This is a genomic window from Oceanicoccus sp. KOV_DT_Chl (assembly GCF_900120175.1).
GTDB lineage: Bacteria > Pseudomonadota > Gammaproteobacteria > Pseudomonadales > Dasaniaceae > Oceanicoccus.
Map to the genome: position 1 here is coordinate 826,808 of NZ_FQLF01000002.1, position 16,173 is coordinate 842,980.

Here is a 16,173-nt window from a genome sequence, read left to right on the forward strand (position 1 = left end):
GAGGCGTAACTACCTAACCAAAGAAATGAACTATAACTACTACAGAAAACAAAGAAGAATTTTTAATCGATGCCCTACGAGCATAATAAACGTGCTATACAACCTTGATTAAGGTCTGCGCTCAGAAGACGCCATACCTGCAGTCAAAACCATGCGCATAGCCTCCTGTGCATCCATATCCAGAATCTCAACACGCGACTCGGGCAGCATTAGCGTGTAGCCACCAATTTGATAACTCATTGGCAAATAAACGGCCATGAGACCATTGCTGTTGCCTAAAGTTATCGATTTACGAGTTATAAAACCAATCAATCGTATATCATCATTAAACGTAACTAAAACTGGTTTTTTAAGCTCAACATCATCTGAAACCGCCGCAAATTGCGCTATATCACGCACACTGTTGTATATAATTTTTACTAAAGGAATTGAATCGATTGCACGCTCAAACAGACTTGCCAGCTTGCGAAACAAGTAAGCATTCATCAATACCCCAACGGTCAAAATAAAAACAAAACCTACCAGCAAACCCATACCAGGCCAGTATAATTGGGAGGGAAGTAACCATTTAAGTAATTCCCCCAGAGTTGATTCGGCAACAGTGCCAAGCCAATAGAGCGCAGACAATGTAATGGCTATCGGCAAAACAGCCAACAAACCTTTCAAAAATATTTCACTGATTTTTTTCATTACTAATCCATATGGTTATTTTTAATAAAATTCTTCTTCTATAGAACCAGCCTCTACCTGCTAAGAGCTCTTCCCTTGATTTTATGGTTGATTTCAACAAAAGCATGGTTTTAATCAACAAAAATGGGTGAAAAATCATAATAACCTTAGATTAGACACTCTAGAATCAGGAAACAATATCAGAGAACAGTTAATAAAAAACGCTAAAGAGATTTAATCTACTACGGGCCTCGGCGCGAAAACTCAGGGCAAAAAGTAATGCGTTTGTCCGAACTCATTCATACTATTTAAGGGGGTCGGTGACAAATGATAACTGTTCTTACTACGTCTTGTCGCCGACCCCGTTTATTCGTTCGTTTATTATGTATTTTTTTCCGGAACGAGTTTGATAAACTTATTAAGGCTGCTACTCCGCATCAATTTGATCTTCTAGTTCCTGTAGATCTTTGTAGCTGAAGTTTTCCGAACCTTCGCAAGAAACAAGACCAGTAACAACTTTAACTGAAGCTCCTCTGGGTTTTGAAGGGTGCTTAACATCGCTTATATAAGCAGTCCCAACATAAGCTCCAGCGCAGAATTCTTCAGCTAGAGAGTCCCATAGTATCGATGCCTCTCTTTTACCGCCAGGAATCGACGTATCGAATGGCACACTTATAAACATAGAACCTTTAACTAAGGACATCCCAAACGGCTCCATTGTTGAGTTATTATCTGTTGTTGCACAAGCAGATATTATAAAAGGTAATATAATTAAAATTATTTTTTTCATATTTATTGCCAACGCCAAGCTCACCTGCAAATATTGCGGAGAGCGCTTTTGTGTAAAATGGAGCCACGCGACATACACAAAAACGAGCGTAGCAATATTTGTCAGGTGCAGCTTTTTGTTAGGCATTTTTTATATACCCTGCTACAGACTCTAGGTTCAGCAATGATACTGCTAGAGTATCAAATTCTTTTAAGTGCCAGTCTCCAAGAGTTTTTTGCGTTGGTGCAGGGATAGATGCTGTTGAATTATTAAAAGTGATATCCAAAAAACAACCGATTTGCTCAACTTCTATATATTTTTCTTTTGGATAAGCGTAATTCAATCTTTTTATATTTCTACTGATTGCCACCTCAATTTCCTGCTTCAACAACGAAAGAGAGTCGCGTCTCTCCTTTTTGCGCTGATTGGTTAGCTTTCTTTTATCTGGAAGGTTCTTTTTATTTTCTTGAACCTTGGCCTTAACCCATTCCGCACCTTTTTCCTTTCTTAATTTTGACCAAAGCACAGTTGAACTATGTGAGTGTTTGCTCTTATTGCATTGCTCGCAAGCAAGGCAGAGATTATTTGGCCAGTTATCGCCTCCTTTTGCAATTGGATTAAGATGGTCTATATGAAAAGTCCCTTTTTCTCCTGGGCTTCCCAGCACTCGGCTGCAGAAATAACACTCCCCCTTTTGGAGGGAATATATGACCTCTATATCTTCTTGACAATAGAAGCCTTCTGCGTGCTTTCTTTCAAAGTGGTTGAAGCTCATTTTTGCCTAACGCCACAATAACCGAGCGCAGCTAAGCGTGGTATTGTGAGCAAAGCGAACCACGCTTAGCGGAGTCCGGTTGATTGTTTTGTTAGTAGCAGCTGGGGCCATCGACTAAATGCTTAATATACCAATGTTGATCACTTAACTTTTCCATTTCACCACATTCAAGCATTTTGGTCCAAGGACTTTCCAGTACCTCCCAGTAGTCTAAGGCTAGGCCACTACCTGATACAGCAATACCTTGCCTATTTAGTAATATACTGACATTGAAGTTGTCATCTGAACGATATGTAGTTGCCAAGACAACACGTAAATCTTCTATAAGTTTTTGAATCTTACTGATTTTGGCAGATAGCTCTGTTGTGAGTGGGCAATGCTGATCAATAAATTTCATTTCTCCAAGCTCCACTCTTCGTAAGCAAGGCTCGTTATAGAAAATTGATACTATTTCTTCTATCTCAAGTTTGTTTTCAAGACGCCATTTATCAACATCGCTTGAAGATAGATCAATACCTTCTGAGCAGGAGAACAAAAAAATAATTGTTAAAAAAACGAGTACTCGATTCATAAGGGCTACTAACGCCTTTGGAAGGGGCAGCATTGTGGCAAAGCCACGCTTTTAGCTGACCCGCTTGCCAAAATTGTTATATTACTATTTTAGAACTCGAAATCAGAATCCGTTAGGCCATGCAATACTGGCATTTCACCTAAGTCATCACCATTTAAACTATCAATAATCAAACTATTTGCCTTTTGAGAGATTGACTTAAATGTTGAAACTAGTTCCTCAGAATTAATATTTTCGGCATTAGAATCGCTACCTTTGTAAGGTTTTTCACCGAAAACTACTACGGCATTACTCCATAGTGGTTTATTTGTTTCAGCATCTATGGCAACTCCCATTATCCGGATAAAGGGTCTGTATGTTTTTACAAACCCAAATTGCTCTTTACCAAACCGCATTGCTAGACCATAGGAGTATTTAAATGCGGCTACCGCAGCTGTATTGCTCAGCTCTGCTTCCACTGGATCTGAGCAGGAGGCCGATTGACCACACCTAGCCATAGAAACAATAGCAGCCGATTCATTTTCGGAGCTTGAAAGCTTGATAATTAGCGACTGGCTAGATTTTGATTGCTCTTTAAAGTCATTTTCTAGATATTGACCTACATTGAACTCAGATAATATTTTTTCATATTCACTGCTTTCTAGCCTCGATATATTTTCATTCTCATAATCTACCACGGCGTCCCACCATATTGTGCTTCCAAAAATAGGGCGAAAACCCATAAATCTTTCTTGAAAGAAGCTTGTTGAATAGATGGTTGATTTAGTTAAAACCGGAGCAGTTGGTATATTATGTTTATCTATATCGACCTGTTCATATTTAGATGTTGTAGCACACCCTATATTGAAGATTAAAATAGATATCGCTATTGTCAGTTTATAAATTGATCTCATTAATAACACCGTCGTAAATAAATATAACGCCTTAATAAGGGGACGCCGGTAAGGCGTTCCCGCTTGATTAACTTGTTATAGCGACTGACCACCAATAATTCATCCAATTAATAAGAAAAAGCCCCAAATGAATTGGGGCTTGGTTATGCTTATTAATAGTGGCGCTTTCTATTAGAATTTATAGCTGGCACCAATATTAAAGCCGCTTATTTCTACACCGTCATCATCATACCAATTCATGTATTCAGCAAAGATACCAACATTGTCATTTACTGAGAAGTCAGCCCCAATACCGTAAGAAGTATCGCTATCGCTATCACTTTCTGAGTAACCATACCCGGATAATTCTAATTCAGCTTTGGTATAACCTAGAACAACATATGGATAAATTGCAGTGCCTGTTGGAATTCCAGCTTTAGCGTAAACACCCCAAAGGTAGTCTAGCTCTAAATCAACACCAACAATATCATCGTCTGTGATACCAGTACCAAGGCGAGTTTCTATAGCAATATAATCATTGATTTTGTAACCAGCATTAAATACTAGAGCGGCCAAATCAAATTCAACCAGGTCGTCGAAATCTGTATCGAGCTGGGCGTAGCTACCACCAATATACCAGCCAGTATTACCTGCCTCTTCCGCAAAAGTAGCTGGCGCTATAAGACTTGAAACAGCTAAGGCTAATAAGGTTTTTTTCATTCTGAGTTCCCCAAATTATTATAGGTTCGTGCCAATAAAGCCACGGTTTGTGGTTGCTCACATAGTGAATGTTGAAAAGTTTAATGTAGGAAGGTGAGGTAAACTAACATTCCTTGTAAATACTTTCGGTCCACTGAAGTTTGCGGGGTAATAATGTCTTTTGTATTCAGCGTTGTAAAGTCAAATTTAGTAAATTCGGCATGGTGTTTGGTTCGTATGAGCTATAACGCTTAGTATACCGACCAGTCGGTATAAGTATTTTTATACAGACCAGGCGGTATAAGTTGTAAAAATCGGGATAAATACTGACTGGTCGGTATAAGATTCCCTGCTATCATTATTATCTATCCCTAACCGTTTGATTTTTATAGTGAATGTATAATACCTGCAATCTTGATTAATTCAACTGACGCGTCTGTGATAACTAGCCGGTATTCACTTACATAGGATGAGTCGGTATAAGCTGCCGAACAATCACAAACGGGGAATTCCAACACGTTGATATATCTAGTAAAAAAATATTGAGCACTTATAATCCAACTTCTAGAGAAAAGGGTCTGCATTTTCTGATTTTTACTTATACTGTATAAGCGCATCCATTAATCAGTTTTTGCTACGGCCTACCCGAAGGGTCCGGTGACTAGATGTCATTTTTTCTGATTGTAGCGCTCAGACCACAGCAATGATTTACAGTCCCTTTTCGACAAACTATTTTTGGATATATAAATACGTTACAAGCGATACTGGGATAAACGAACCACAATCTTAATTTGTCTTTTTCGTCCTGGCTTTTTTCACTCCAGCCTTAGCTTTTTTAGCTGGCGCCTTCTTGCCAACTAACTTGGCAATCTTACCGGTTGCACTCATCCCCGGAACCGCCCCCAAAAAGTCACCCTTGCCCAACTCAATACCATTGTGGCGCAAAATGCTATAAGCCGTAGTCAGATGAAAATAAAAATTCGGCAGCGCCCAGCCATTCATGTAATCCAGCGCACTATCAAAATTTAAAGTGCCGACGGGTATTTTCATCACAATAGCTTTGGTTTCACTGCCTTCAAATTGCTTGGCTTTTAAACCGCCGATAAAATCCAACGTGCGCTTGATCCGCGCTTGCAGCTCCTCAAAGGTCGCTTCGTTATCGGCAAACACAGGGGCATCTACACCGGCCAAGCGGGCGCAACAGCCTTTAGCATGATCGGTGGCAATCATCACCTGTTTCGCTAGCGGCAACATATCAGGAGCCAACCGGGCATTAAGCAAAACACCAGGGTCAATACCTTTGGTTTTGGCATGCTTTGCTGCCGTTTTAAGCATGGCAGCCAGGTTTTTTAGATTATGGGCAAAGACAACTTTGGAAGATTGGTACATAAGTGAACTCATAGTGATTTACTCTCGTGACAAGCAATAAAGAAAACGCAGCACATCATAATCCCAGCCAATGAAACTTGCACCATGGAAATAGATTCCTGCTTATAATATGTCGGAAATAAACATCAAGAGCCTACAGGCTTGGCCACGCGCGCTATTAACCACCGCAGTAACACTGCCAACCTGATTAACATCCAGGTAATCAAGCCAATTACTAAAATGGCCGGATATTCAATCATGGCTACTCTTGGCACTTCCACCATTTCAGCCCAGCGCCCGAAATAATAGAACCCCATCAAGGCAACGAATACCGCCGCAATAAACCAGCGGATTTTTTTTGACAAACCCAGGCCGTGCATTTGTGTGATAACAAACACTAATAAAAACCCAAATAGAAACTGACCAGGCGATCCACCCTCGCTTTCTCCAGCCATGGTGGCGACGTAAGCGACCATGGTGCCATGTACAACGACAAAAAACTCCATGGCCATAGTCCACCATTTATTGGTATGGGTACGGGTAAAAAACAAACTGCCTTGCAACATTAATAAGAAGGTATAGAACAGCCCTAATAAATGCCCATAGGTGGTTTCTATCGGGTGATACCAGAAGGTATAGATAATCGCCCAGGAAAAATAATAGCCGTGGTATTTTCTTAATGCTCTTACCACTTCCTGGGACAGCGGTAGCTTTTTGCCAAACACTAAGCCGCGGCGCTGGTTTTCCATCATTAACACGACAACCAACAAAATAACCACTGACCCCATCGAGGTCAGGATATGCACGTCTTGCGCTAAGCCATCATAAGCCACTTTGGTTTGTACGATATGCAAGCCGATAAAAAAAGCATTGGCCATCAAGGCCATGAAATTGACTGGGTGTAAACCCTGCACATACTTCAGCTTGCTCGATTGTGCGTACCAGATTAACCACCAAATAGTGAGCTGATGCAGTGCATAGCCACCCCAGGCAGACAATCGGGTCCAAACACTGGGATCAGGTAATTGCCATAAATACCACCAGCCGCCTTGGTCGACCGCAAAGACTATCCCGTCATTGTAAGGTGCCAGCGCGATAATCACCCCCATAATCAATATGCAGGCCAATACGCCCCACCAGATACGATAGGGATAAAGCGTTTGCTCGGGAGAGTTTAACGTAGTGTCAGTCATAGGCTAAATAATCGATAAGTGAGTAACGGCAGCACGAAATTGATCATACCGGATTAAACGGCCAATCATTGTACAGAAAGGTAAAGATTGGCCCCATTTGTCTGCCAAGTTAAACCAATGGTAATTTCACCCCACTGCCCACTGGGTTAGCATAAGCATCTTTATTTTAGCCTTGGTCACTGCTGGAGCCATTGATGTCAGACAATAAATCTACCCCCACCCAACCGAAAAAATTAAGTGCTGTAACGCAATGGGATATCGAAACCGATGTCGCCGTTATCGGCTTTGGTGGTGCAGGCGCCTGTGCGGCGATCGAGGCGCATGACGCCGGCGCTGAGGCTATTATTTTTGAGCTAGCGTCAGCATCGGGCGGGTCTACGGCTTTATCCAGCGCTGAGATTTATATGGGTGGTAATGGTGGCACCCGGGTACAAAAAGCGACCGGCTGGGAAGACACCACCGACGATATGATCGCCTACGTGATGGCAGCGGCAGGACCACAGGCGGATGAAGCTAAAATTCGCAACTACTGCGAAAATTCTACCGCGCATTTTGATTGGCTGGTGGATAAAGGTGTGCCCTTCAAAGATTCAGAGTTCAAAGAGCGGGCCATCATGGCACTGACCGATGACTGCGTCATGTTCACCGGCAGTGAAAAAGCCTACCCCTTTAACGAAATTGCCAAACCCTGTCCCCGTGGCCATAACCTGCAAGTAGAAGGCGACAACGGCGGCCCACTGTTTATGAAAATCATGACCGAGAATATCGAAAAGCGCGGCATTCAGGTTGAATATGAAACCCGTGCATTGACGTTGATCGCCGATGAAGATAGTAACGTCCACGGCGTAGTGATTCGCAAAGACCAGAAGGAAATAAATGTCCGCGCGCGCAAGGGCGTGATCCTCTGTGCGGGTGGTTTCGTGATGAATGAAGAGATGTTAAAAAAATACGCGCCTCAGTTATTGCGTTGTAACTCCCCGATCGGCAACCCCGGTGATACCGGCACCGGCATTATGATGGGAATGGGCGTTGGTGGTGCCGCGATCAATATGCACGAAGGCTTTGTAACAGTACCCTATTATCCACCCGCCTCATTGACCTCCGGTATTTTTATTAATGCCCAGGGCCAGCGGTTTATCAATGAAGATTGCTATCATGGCCGCGTCGGGCATTACTGCCTGCAACAAACCGGTGACCGCCTCTATATTATTTGTAGTGTAGAACAGTATGCAGACTATGAACGGGTATCCTACCTGAATGCAGAAGTGGCTGGCACCGGCGATACTGTCGCCGAGTTGGAGCAGGAATTAGGATTACCCACTGGGCAACTTCAACATACCATCGAGTTCTATAATACCCACGCGGAAAAAGGCGAGGACCCGCTCTTTCATAAAACGGCTGAGTGGTGCAAACCGATTGAGGCCCCTTATGTAGCGCTGGATATTACCCCTGGGCGCGGTGCCTTCTACCCCTTCTTTACCCTCGGCGGATTAGACACTCTGCCCAGTGGCGAAGTATTAACCGCTGGCGGCGATGTCATCGAAGGTTTATACGCTGCCGGCAGAACCGCCTGTGGCGTGCCACGCCGGGCGGCGGGTTATAACTCGGGCATGTCGGTAGGTGATGCCACCTTTACCGGCCGGATGGCAGGTATTGCCGCTGCGAAGCGTTAATTTGTAGCTAGTCACCAGCCGAGTGCGCCATCCATTTAATAATTGATAGCGCATTCCCCCATCACCCTTGCCAACTTTTTTCCTGCCGCAGATACAATATTTTACTATACTGGATAGCTAACTATTCATTGCGTACCGGGAACTACTCTTGCTGTTAAAGCCCTTATCACGACTGATATACCCACTACTGTTACTACTGGTAGCGGTTTATCTGTTAGGCCAAACACAGCAAGTCGATCGCAACTATCTAAAACTGTTAGAAGCACTGCCCTACTTGCTGTTTAGTCTGGTATTGGGGCTGGCACATTTTTTTAATCGCTCCCGTTCCTTCAGTGCCGCGCTATTAATGGCTTTAGGGTATTGGCTGATTCAATCCCAATTACAGACCACACTGGAAGACAACAGCCCCTTTTATATTTATACCGCAGTCAGCCTATTGCTGCCGTTGGGCCTGATCATGCTGATGCTGCTACCGGAAAAAGGACTGTGGAACCAATACTCCTCGCTGGTACTGGCCGTGCCTTTAATATTGTTAGCATTGGCTTACGCTGGCCAAAACGCGCTGGATGACAACCAATGGCAAACGCTCAATATGCTATTCGCCTTGAGGCCTTGGCCAAATTACATACTGTCGGTATATGTCAGCCTGTGGTTTTTAGTCTCTCTGTTATTAGGCTTAAGTTTACTCGCCCAACGCGATAGCGAAGCAGAGGCCACCCTCAGCGGCTGTATTCTATTTAGTTTTGTTACGCTGGCTTTTTTCGACCAACAATTGATCTCTACCATTATGTTTTCGGCAGCGGGCTTAGCACTGTTAATCGGCCTGTTACGCAGTTCTTTTGAAATGGCTTACCGCGATGACTTGACCGGTTTATTAGGCCGACGCGCCCTTAATGAAAAATTGCGCGGCTTAGGTCGCCAATACGTTATTGCCATGATGGATGTGGATCATTTCAAAAAATTCAATGACACCCACGGCCACGATGTCGGGGATGATGTATTAAAAATTGTCGCCAATCACATTGCCGCCGTAACCGGCGGCGGCATTCCCTATCGCTATGGCGGGGAAGAATTTTGTATTATTTTTCCCGGCAAAAAAATAAAACCTTGCATTCCTCACTTGGAAGCGGTTAGGGAAGCAATAGCCGATTACGATATTGCTCTGCGCGACAAACCTAATCGCCCTGCCGCCAGTAAAGAAGGAGCGGCAAAGCGCAGCAGAAAAACAAAACCAAAAACGGTGGCTGTTACTATTAGTATTGGTGTTGCAGAAAAAACAGAACAACTGAGTGCTGCCGAGGAAGTATTAAAAGCCGCTGATAAATCCTTATACCAAGCCAAGCAGGATGGGCGTAATTGTCTGGCACACTGAGCCCGTCGCGCTCAAATCCATTTATTCAACAGCTTGAAATATTGATCACCGAAACGTAACAGAAGCGTGCAGCGAAACTGGCTTCATTCTCGCAGGCGCACTGTTGTCCGGGATAAATCTAAACCTCTACCTCTCACATCCCAGCCAGTTTCGAGCCTCGCTCACTGTTTTAAATAGCTCTATTTCCCACCCGGTAGCATCAGCTAGAAATTGATAATAGGCCCCAAGCGTATGATCATCTTCATCCAGGTTTTGACTAAGCACCAGCGCATTTTTTACATCAGGATTAGTTTTAGACTGGGCTATGGTAATAGCTGAAATTTTTTCGATATCGGTATCAGAGACAAAGCTCTTTGTTAAAGCAGAACCATCGATAAGATATTCACGAATATTATAAAAACGCTCATCATTCGTCAGCGAGCGCTGGGCGGCTAAAACCTCATCGCCCTGGATTGTTCCGCTGTACTTTAAACAAAGAAGCCTGCTTGATTCCCAATGGATCTCTATTGTCATAGCCTTAAACTCTTTTATATTGAATAGTACCTGCTAAAGTTTGAGCGTTTAGCACTAACAATATCCACTGTGAATTTAATCCGCCTTTACTACTGTAATTTTCTGCATTCGCTGGCGCATGCTATCAGGAATAGTGACTGGTTTATGCGAGACACGATCAACAAACACATGAATAAATTGACCAAAGGCACTGGCCTGCGGTTCTTTGTCTTTAAAAATAGCCAGACCATATTGCACCGAGCTATTACCCAGCCGATCGATTCTGACACCCACTTCAATGCCATCAGGAAACGCAATAGGCGCCAGATACTCGCAACCGGAACTCACCACCAAACCAATAATGTCACCGTTATGAATATCCAGGCCGCAATGCTTGATTAAAAAAGTATTGGCAGCGGTATCAAAATATGAATAGTAAATAACATTATTCACATGGCCATAAATATCATTATCTTTCCAACGCGTAGTCACCGGATAAAAGATACTGTAATCACTGCGGGTGACACTCACTTTTGATGCCATATTCGGTGTTCTCTTGTTTGGAAATGAAGCCACTTATCGCCAACCTGACTTAACCGCCAGACTAATGGTAAGCTGCTTGATATATAGCCAGCGCATCTTGCTCGGAAACAGGCCGCGGATTATTGACCAGCAGTCGCTGCTGCAACATCGCATCTTTGGCCAGCATCGGCAAATCTGATTGTGGTATGGCCATTTCCTGCAATGTTTTCTGCAAGGGTAATTGCGCGATTAACCCATGAATATAAGCAATAAACTGCTCACAGCCTGCTTTTTCACCAACCGCACTACCACCAACACAAGGCAGTAATTCGGCATATAAACCACTGGCTGCTTCGGCATTAAAACGCAGTACCGCAGGTAATACCAGCGAGTTACTTAAACCGTGCGGAATATGATAATGACCGCCGAGAGGATACGCCAAAGCGTGCACTGCTGCTACCGGTGCATTGGCGAATGCCTGCCCCGCCATCATCGCCCCTAATAACATATTGGAACGCGCGGTTAAGTTGCTGCCATTTGTCACCGCTTCGACAATATGATGCGACATCAATTGCAGCGCTTGTTTCGCTAACATATCAGAATAAAGATTTTTTTTATGCTGGCTGGTAAATGCTTCAATCGCATGCACCATGGCATCGATACCGGTTGCGGCGGTAACATGCGCCGGTAGCCCCTGAGTTAATACTGCATCCAGTACAGCGATCTCCGGTAATAACTGTGGCGAAATGACACCGGTTTTGGTAGTGGTTCCGGTGGTAATAATTGCAGTGGCGGTGACTTCTGAACCGGTACCCGCAGTCGTTGGTATTTGCAGCAGCGGTAAGCGCTTACCTGTTACATTACCAACCCCGTACATCTCACTCAACGGCTGGTCTGAAGCAGCCAATACCGCTATCAACTTGGCGACATCCATCGAACTGCCGCCACCCAAACCAATCACACCATCGATACGCTGTTCTCTTGCAATCTCGGCGGCGGCTAACACTACCGCTTCAGGGGATCCGCCACTACCTCTGAATAGACACTGACCGCAATACCGGCCTGTTCCATCAAGGCAATCATCGGCGTTGCCAATCCTGCCTGCATAACGCCCGCATCGGTTACCAGCAATGGCCGCTGCATAGCCAACTGCTGGCAGTAAACGGCGATATTATCTGTCGCACCCGGCGCACAAATAATTTTTTTAGCGGTAATGAATTCGAAAGAGGACATAGCTTTACTCTCTGGTTCGCAGCATATTTTAGGCGTTAAACATCACCCTTAAACAAACTCCCTAACATCAACAAAGTGGCCTGCAATCGCCGCCGCAGCTGCCATCGCCGGACTGACTAAATGGGTGCGCCCTTTATAACCCTGTCGCCCCTCGAAATTTCTGTTAGATGTAGACGCACAGCGTTGCTCCGGACCTAACTGATCCGGGTTCATCGCATTACACATTGAACAACCCGCTTCCCGCCATTGAAAACCGGCGTCGATAAAAATACGATCCAGCCCTTCTTGCTCGGCCTGCAGTTTCACCAACCCAGAACCCGGTACAATCATCGCGCGGTTAACCGTTGCGCTGACCTGTTTGCCCGCCACCACTTGCGCTACAGCCCGTAAATCCTCTATCCGCGAGTTAGTACAGGAACCAATAAATACCTGATCCACCGCCAGGTCAGTGATCGCTTCACCACTGCTGACGCCCATATACTTGAGCGCTGTACGCCAATCTTCGCGTTGCACCTCGTTTTTAGCCTCGGACAATTCCGGCACTTTACCACTAACGGCAACCACCTGATCCGGCTTGGTACCCCAGGTAACATGGGGTGAATATCCGCGGCATCGAGCTGCAGAACTTTATCGAAATGAGCGCCTTTATCAGAGTGTAATTGCTGCCACTGCGCCAACGCTTGCTGCCATTGTTCTCCTTTGGGGCTATAGGTACGACCATCAACATAAGCGGCAGTCACCTCATCAAAGGCCACCATGCCGGTGCGGGCACCGGCTTCAATGGTCATATTACACAGGGTAAAACGCCCTTCCATAGACAGGCTACGCACTGCTTCGCCGGCATACTCAATGGCATAGCCGGTACCACCGGCGGTGCCCAATTTGGAAATGATATACAGTGCTAAATCTTTGGCAGTCACGCCTATACTCAGCTGACCATCAACCTGTACCAATAAATTTTTCTGCTTCTGCCCCAGCAAGCACTGGGTCGCCATCACATGCTCGACTTCCGAACTGCCTATCCCTTGGGCCAAAGCCGCTAAAGCACCGTGTGTTGAGGTATGTGAGTCCCCACAAACAATGGTCATTCCCGGCAGTGACAGGCCACTTTCAGGGCCCACCACATGCACAATACCCTGCTCTTTATCGGTCATTCGAAATTGTTTCACACCCCACTCATCACAGTTGCTTTCCAGTGTTATGACCTGGATTCTGGCCATGTCATCAACAATACCGGCATTACCCAAGTGGTGATTTTCAGTGGGTACCTGGTGGTCGGCGGTGGCAATGGTGGAATCGGGACGCCACAGTTTGCGACCCTCAAGCCGGATGCCTTCGAAGGCTTGGGCGGAGGTCACTTCATGAATTAAGTGGCGGTCGATGTAGAGCATAGCCGTGCCATCAGCACGGGTACTTACACAGTGGGAATCCCATAATTTGTCGTACAAGGTGTTGGCTGAATTACTCATAACTATCCCGTCAGGGTTATTGATTGATAGTTATAACATTATGACATTTATACTAAAGAAACGACAGATCCACAGTAGCTCTGCAGCATACTATTTGGCAGCGGCCTGCTGCGCCTGCTGCAAGGCCCGCCCATAATGGCGGCTGGCAAGATAATAAAATAATACGCCGATCAATATGGTTAACAAGCTCCAGCCAAGCGCATAGCGGATTGAATGCTCACCATGACTGGCGGCCAAGCCATCACTCAACATTCCCACTAATAAAGGCCCAAACCCATGCCCAATAAATTAAACGCTAACAGCAATAAGGCCGAAGCCTGCGCGCGCCAGTATGGCGGCACAATATTTTGCACTGCCGCATAAGTAGGGCCTACCCAGAAGCCTGCAAACATGGCGGCTACCGCACTGAAGAGTACTGCTACCGGTACTTGTGAACCTAACACATTCACTGTGCTTTGCTCAGGCCAAAACACGAACGCCAACTGCAAGGGAAACGAAATCAACACACCAATCGCCGGTATCCGTAACTGCCACACCGGGTTACGCGCCGATAATTTATCGCACAGCAAGCCACCTAATACGGCACCAACACCACCGCACAAGGCACCGATAAGCCCTAAATATAAACCGGCATCCACCAAACTCAAACCATGCACCCGCACCAAAAAGCTCGGCGACCAGGCGCCCATGCCATAGCCGGAAATAGCCGTAAACCCCACCGCCAACGAAATATAGATAAACGCCGGCACGGCGCAGATCTGTTTAATCGTCGACATTAGTGTTTCACCGCTTCGATTAACCGAAGCCACTACCCGCTTAGGTTCTCTCAGGGTGAAGAACAGTATCGGCGCCAGTAACACACCAGGCAAACCGAATACAAAAAACACCATCCTCCAACCATAGGCATCGGCAATAATGGCACCGCCAAACAGACCAACGATAATCCCTAGGTTCGGCGCTATAGAATAAATGCCCAGCGCCAGCGAGCGTTTTTCGGGTGGGAAATATTCTGAAATCAAAGACTGCGATGGCGGCGTACCACCAGCCTCGCCTATACCCACACCGATACGCAATAAAGCCAGCTGCCAAAAGCTACCGGCCAAACCGCACAGTGCCGTCACCACACTCCAGATACTCATTGAAATCGCCAGCACATTGCGACGCGACCAGTTATCTGCCAGGCGCGCTACGGGCACGCCTAACGAAGCATAAAACAACGCGAAAGCAAAACCCGATAGCAAACCCATTTGGGTATCAGTGGCACCAAACTCATCTTTAATCGGCTCGATTAAAATGGTCATTACTTGCCGATCAACAAAATTAAAAATATAACCGAGCGTTAGCAGTGCTAGCACATACCATCGGTAGGGAGCAGAAAACTGACGATGAGGCATAGGAGAAACAACTAATGAATGAGGCAGACAGTATAACGATTAACGCCAGCTGAAAAAGATTCAGCGGGATAACATTTTATACAAATCAGCACATATCACCGCCGAGACACTAACGCCCCAGCAACATATCCATAAAGGCTTGTTGATGCCGCGGCGTGCTGTTGCGCTCTGCGAGATAACTGACATGCTCATTCAAGCCCGCATCAGGTTGCAAACCAATACCCCACAAGGCATCAATTTCATTGGGCACCAGGGAATAACGCACATCAATAATACGATTAGGTCGCCGTGGGTCTTTGGCAATATAGCCATTGGAAAACCAGCGAAAACGCTCAATATCCTGCGCTTGCTGGGAGTCCGCATTCAGCCATGGCAAATCGCGCTGCAGGTTTAATTTTTCAACGCTATCACCTTCATAAACGGCTGTATCTATCGCCACTCTGACCGCATCAATATAAAAACGCTGCTCAGTCTCATAGACAATTTTCCACACCCATAAATTAGCGAAACTGGGCTTTGCCTCCAACCGCTGTGGTTGATGCCCGCGCTGTTGTGCCAATTGCCAACCCAGGGTTTCTGCACGTTCCCGCTGCAGCAACCCGAGCATGGGATAAACCAGCACCCAAGCCAGGGCGATGCGCGCAAGCAGTGGGTTTTTTCGCAAGGCGGCCGCGACCACTAGCGCAATAATAATCAGGGTATAAACCGGATCGATTATCGGCATGCTATTCCAGGCAAAACGCTCACTGCTAAATGGCCACAGTAACTGGGTACCATAGGTGGTACAAGCATCCAGCAAGGCATGAGTGGCATAACCCAGCGTGGTAAAAAAGACCGTCTGTTTTAATGTAAAACCACGGCGCTTGCCCAACAGCCCGTACAACAAAAGACCGCAGATAAAACCGCCAAAGGGAATAAAAAATACAGAGTGCGTAAATTGGCGGTGATAGACCAAAAATAACAATGGGTCAGTATTGGAGCGGATCAATACATCCAAATCCGGTGCCATGCCCCGAGCATACCGAACAAGCCTGCCCACGCTAATTGCTTAGGGCGACTGCATGACTGTGCCAGTGATACACCAAGTGCGCCTTGGGTAATG

15 protein-coding genes and 2 pseudogenes are annotated in these 16,173 nt (G+C 45.6%); 2 read left to right on the forward strand and 15 right to left on the reverse strand.

Going from position 1 to position 16,173, the window contains the following annotated elements:
- Positions 1-108: 108 nt before the first annotated feature.
- The 8 genes from UNITIG_RS07500 to UNITIG_RS07535 all read right to left on the reverse strand — a co-directional run bounded on the left by UNITIG_RS07500 (position 109) and on the right by UNITIG_RS07535 (position 6,916).
- On the reverse strand, positions 109-690 hold the full coding sequence (locus UNITIG_RS07500) for a DUF502 domain-containing protein (RefSeq protein WP_101757824.1): 582 nt from the start codon (positions 688-690) through the stop codon (positions 109-111).
- A gap of 406 nt (positions 691-1,096) precedes the next feature.
- Positions 1,097-1,585: a hypothetical protein gene (locus UNITIG_RS07505; protein ID WP_101757825.1), complete on the reverse strand. Its 489-nt coding sequence runs from the start codon at positions 1,583-1,585 to the stop codon at positions 1,097-1,099.
- The gene (locus UNITIG_RS07510; RefSeq protein WP_101757826.1) at positions 1,578-2,213 is read right to left on the reverse strand and encodes an HNH endonuclease; all 636 of its coding nucleotides are present in this window, start codon (positions 2,211-2,213) and stop codon (positions 1,578-1,580) included. Before UNITIG_RS07510 ends, UNITIG_RS07505 begins: the two co-directional genes overlap by 8 nt.
- 91 nt (positions 2,214-2,304) lie before the next feature.
- Positions 2,305-2,784: a hypothetical protein gene (locus UNITIG_RS07515; RefSeq protein WP_101757827.1), complete on the reverse strand. Its 480-nt coding sequence runs from the start codon at positions 2,782-2,784 to the stop codon at positions 2,305-2,307.
- A gap of 89 nt (positions 2,785-2,873) precedes the next feature.
- Positions 2,874-3,677: a hypothetical protein gene (locus tag UNITIG_RS07520; RefSeq protein WP_145999119.1), complete on the reverse strand. Its 804-nt coding sequence runs from the start codon at positions 3,675-3,677 to the stop codon at positions 2,874-2,876.
- A 171-nt stretch (positions 3,678-3,848) separates the two neighbouring features.
- Positions 3,849-4,376, reverse strand: coding sequence for a porin family protein (locus tag UNITIG_RS07525; RefSeq protein ID WP_101757829.1), 528 nt, complete (start codon positions 4,374-4,376; stop codon positions 3,849-3,851).
- A 765-nt stretch (positions 4,377-5,141) separates the two neighbouring features.
- Positions 5,142-5,756 (reverse strand): DUF1993 family protein, encoded by a 615-nt coding sequence (locus UNITIG_RS07530; protein WP_101757830.1) that lies wholly within the window; start codon positions 5,754-5,756, stop codon positions 5,142-5,144.
- A gap of 113 nt (positions 5,757-5,869) precedes the next feature.
- Positions 5,870-6,916, reverse strand: a complete 1,047-nt coding sequence (locus UNITIG_RS07535; protein ID WP_101757831.1) for a hypothetical protein — start codon at positions 6,914-6,916, stop codon at positions 5,870-5,872.
- A gap of 194 nt (positions 6,917-7,110) precedes the next feature.
- Here UNITIG_RS07535 and UNITIG_RS07540 point away from each other — a divergent pair, with 194 nt between their 5' ends.
- Together UNITIG_RS07540 and UNITIG_RS07545 are read left to right on the forward strand one after the other, a co-directional pair.
- Positions 7,111-8,589, forward strand: coding sequence for an FAD-dependent oxidoreductase (locus UNITIG_RS07540; protein ID WP_101757832.1), 1,479 nt, complete (start codon positions 7,111-7,113; stop codon positions 8,587-8,589).
- 148 nt (positions 8,590-8,737) lie between these two features.
- Positions 8,738-9,961 (forward strand): GGDEF domain-containing protein, encoded by a 1,224-nt coding sequence (locus tag UNITIG_RS07545; RefSeq protein ID WP_101757833.1) that lies wholly within the window; start codon positions 8,738-8,740, stop codon positions 9,959-9,961.
- A 126-nt stretch (positions 9,962-10,087) separates the two neighbouring features.
- On the opposite strand, the gene UNITIG_RS07550 is transcribed toward UNITIG_RS07545, so the two are convergent.
- The 7 genes and pseudogenes from UNITIG_RS07550 to UNITIG_RS07575 all read right to left on the reverse strand — a co-directional run bounded on the left by UNITIG_RS07550 (position 10,088) and on the right by UNITIG_RS07575 (position 16,110).
- The gene (locus tag UNITIG_RS07550; protein WP_101757834.1) at positions 10,088-10,474 is read right to left on the reverse strand and encodes a hypothetical protein; all 387 of its coding nucleotides are present in this window, start codon (positions 10,472-10,474) and stop codon (positions 10,088-10,090) included.
- Between the two features lie 75 nt (positions 10,475-10,549).
- Complete coding sequence (locus UNITIG_RS07555) at positions 10,550-10,996, reverse strand: thioesterase family protein (protein WP_101757835.1); 447 nt, start codon at positions 10,994-10,996, stop codon at positions 10,550-10,552.
- Between the two features lie 61 nt (positions 10,997-11,057).
- Positions 11,058-12,208 (reverse strand): annotated as a pseudogene (locus tag UNITIG_RS07560) (iron-containing alcohol dehydrogenase).
- 48 nt (positions 12,209-12,256) lie between these two features.
- A pseudogene (leuC, locus tag UNITIG_RS07565) lies at positions 12,257-13,677 on the reverse strand (3-isopropylmalate dehydratase large subunit).
- Between the two features lie 90 nt (positions 13,678-13,767).
- On the reverse strand, positions 13,768-13,935 hold the full coding sequence (locus UNITIG_RS24165; protein ID WP_235015304.1) for a hypothetical protein: 168 nt from the start codon (positions 13,933-13,935) through the stop codon (positions 13,768-13,770).
- Positions 13,935-15,071 (reverse strand): MFS transporter, encoded by a 1,137-nt coding sequence (locus UNITIG_RS07570; RefSeq protein WP_235015305.1) that lies wholly within the window; start codon positions 15,069-15,071, stop codon positions 13,935-13,937. Before UNITIG_RS07570 ends, UNITIG_RS24165 begins: the two co-directional genes overlap by 1 nt.
- Positions 15,072-15,180: 109 nt before the next feature.
- Positions 15,181-16,110, reverse strand: coding sequence for a metal-dependent hydrolase (locus UNITIG_RS07575; protein ID WP_235015306.1), 930 nt, complete (start codon positions 16,108-16,110; stop codon positions 15,181-15,183).
- Positions 16,111-16,173 lie beyond the last annotated feature (63 nt).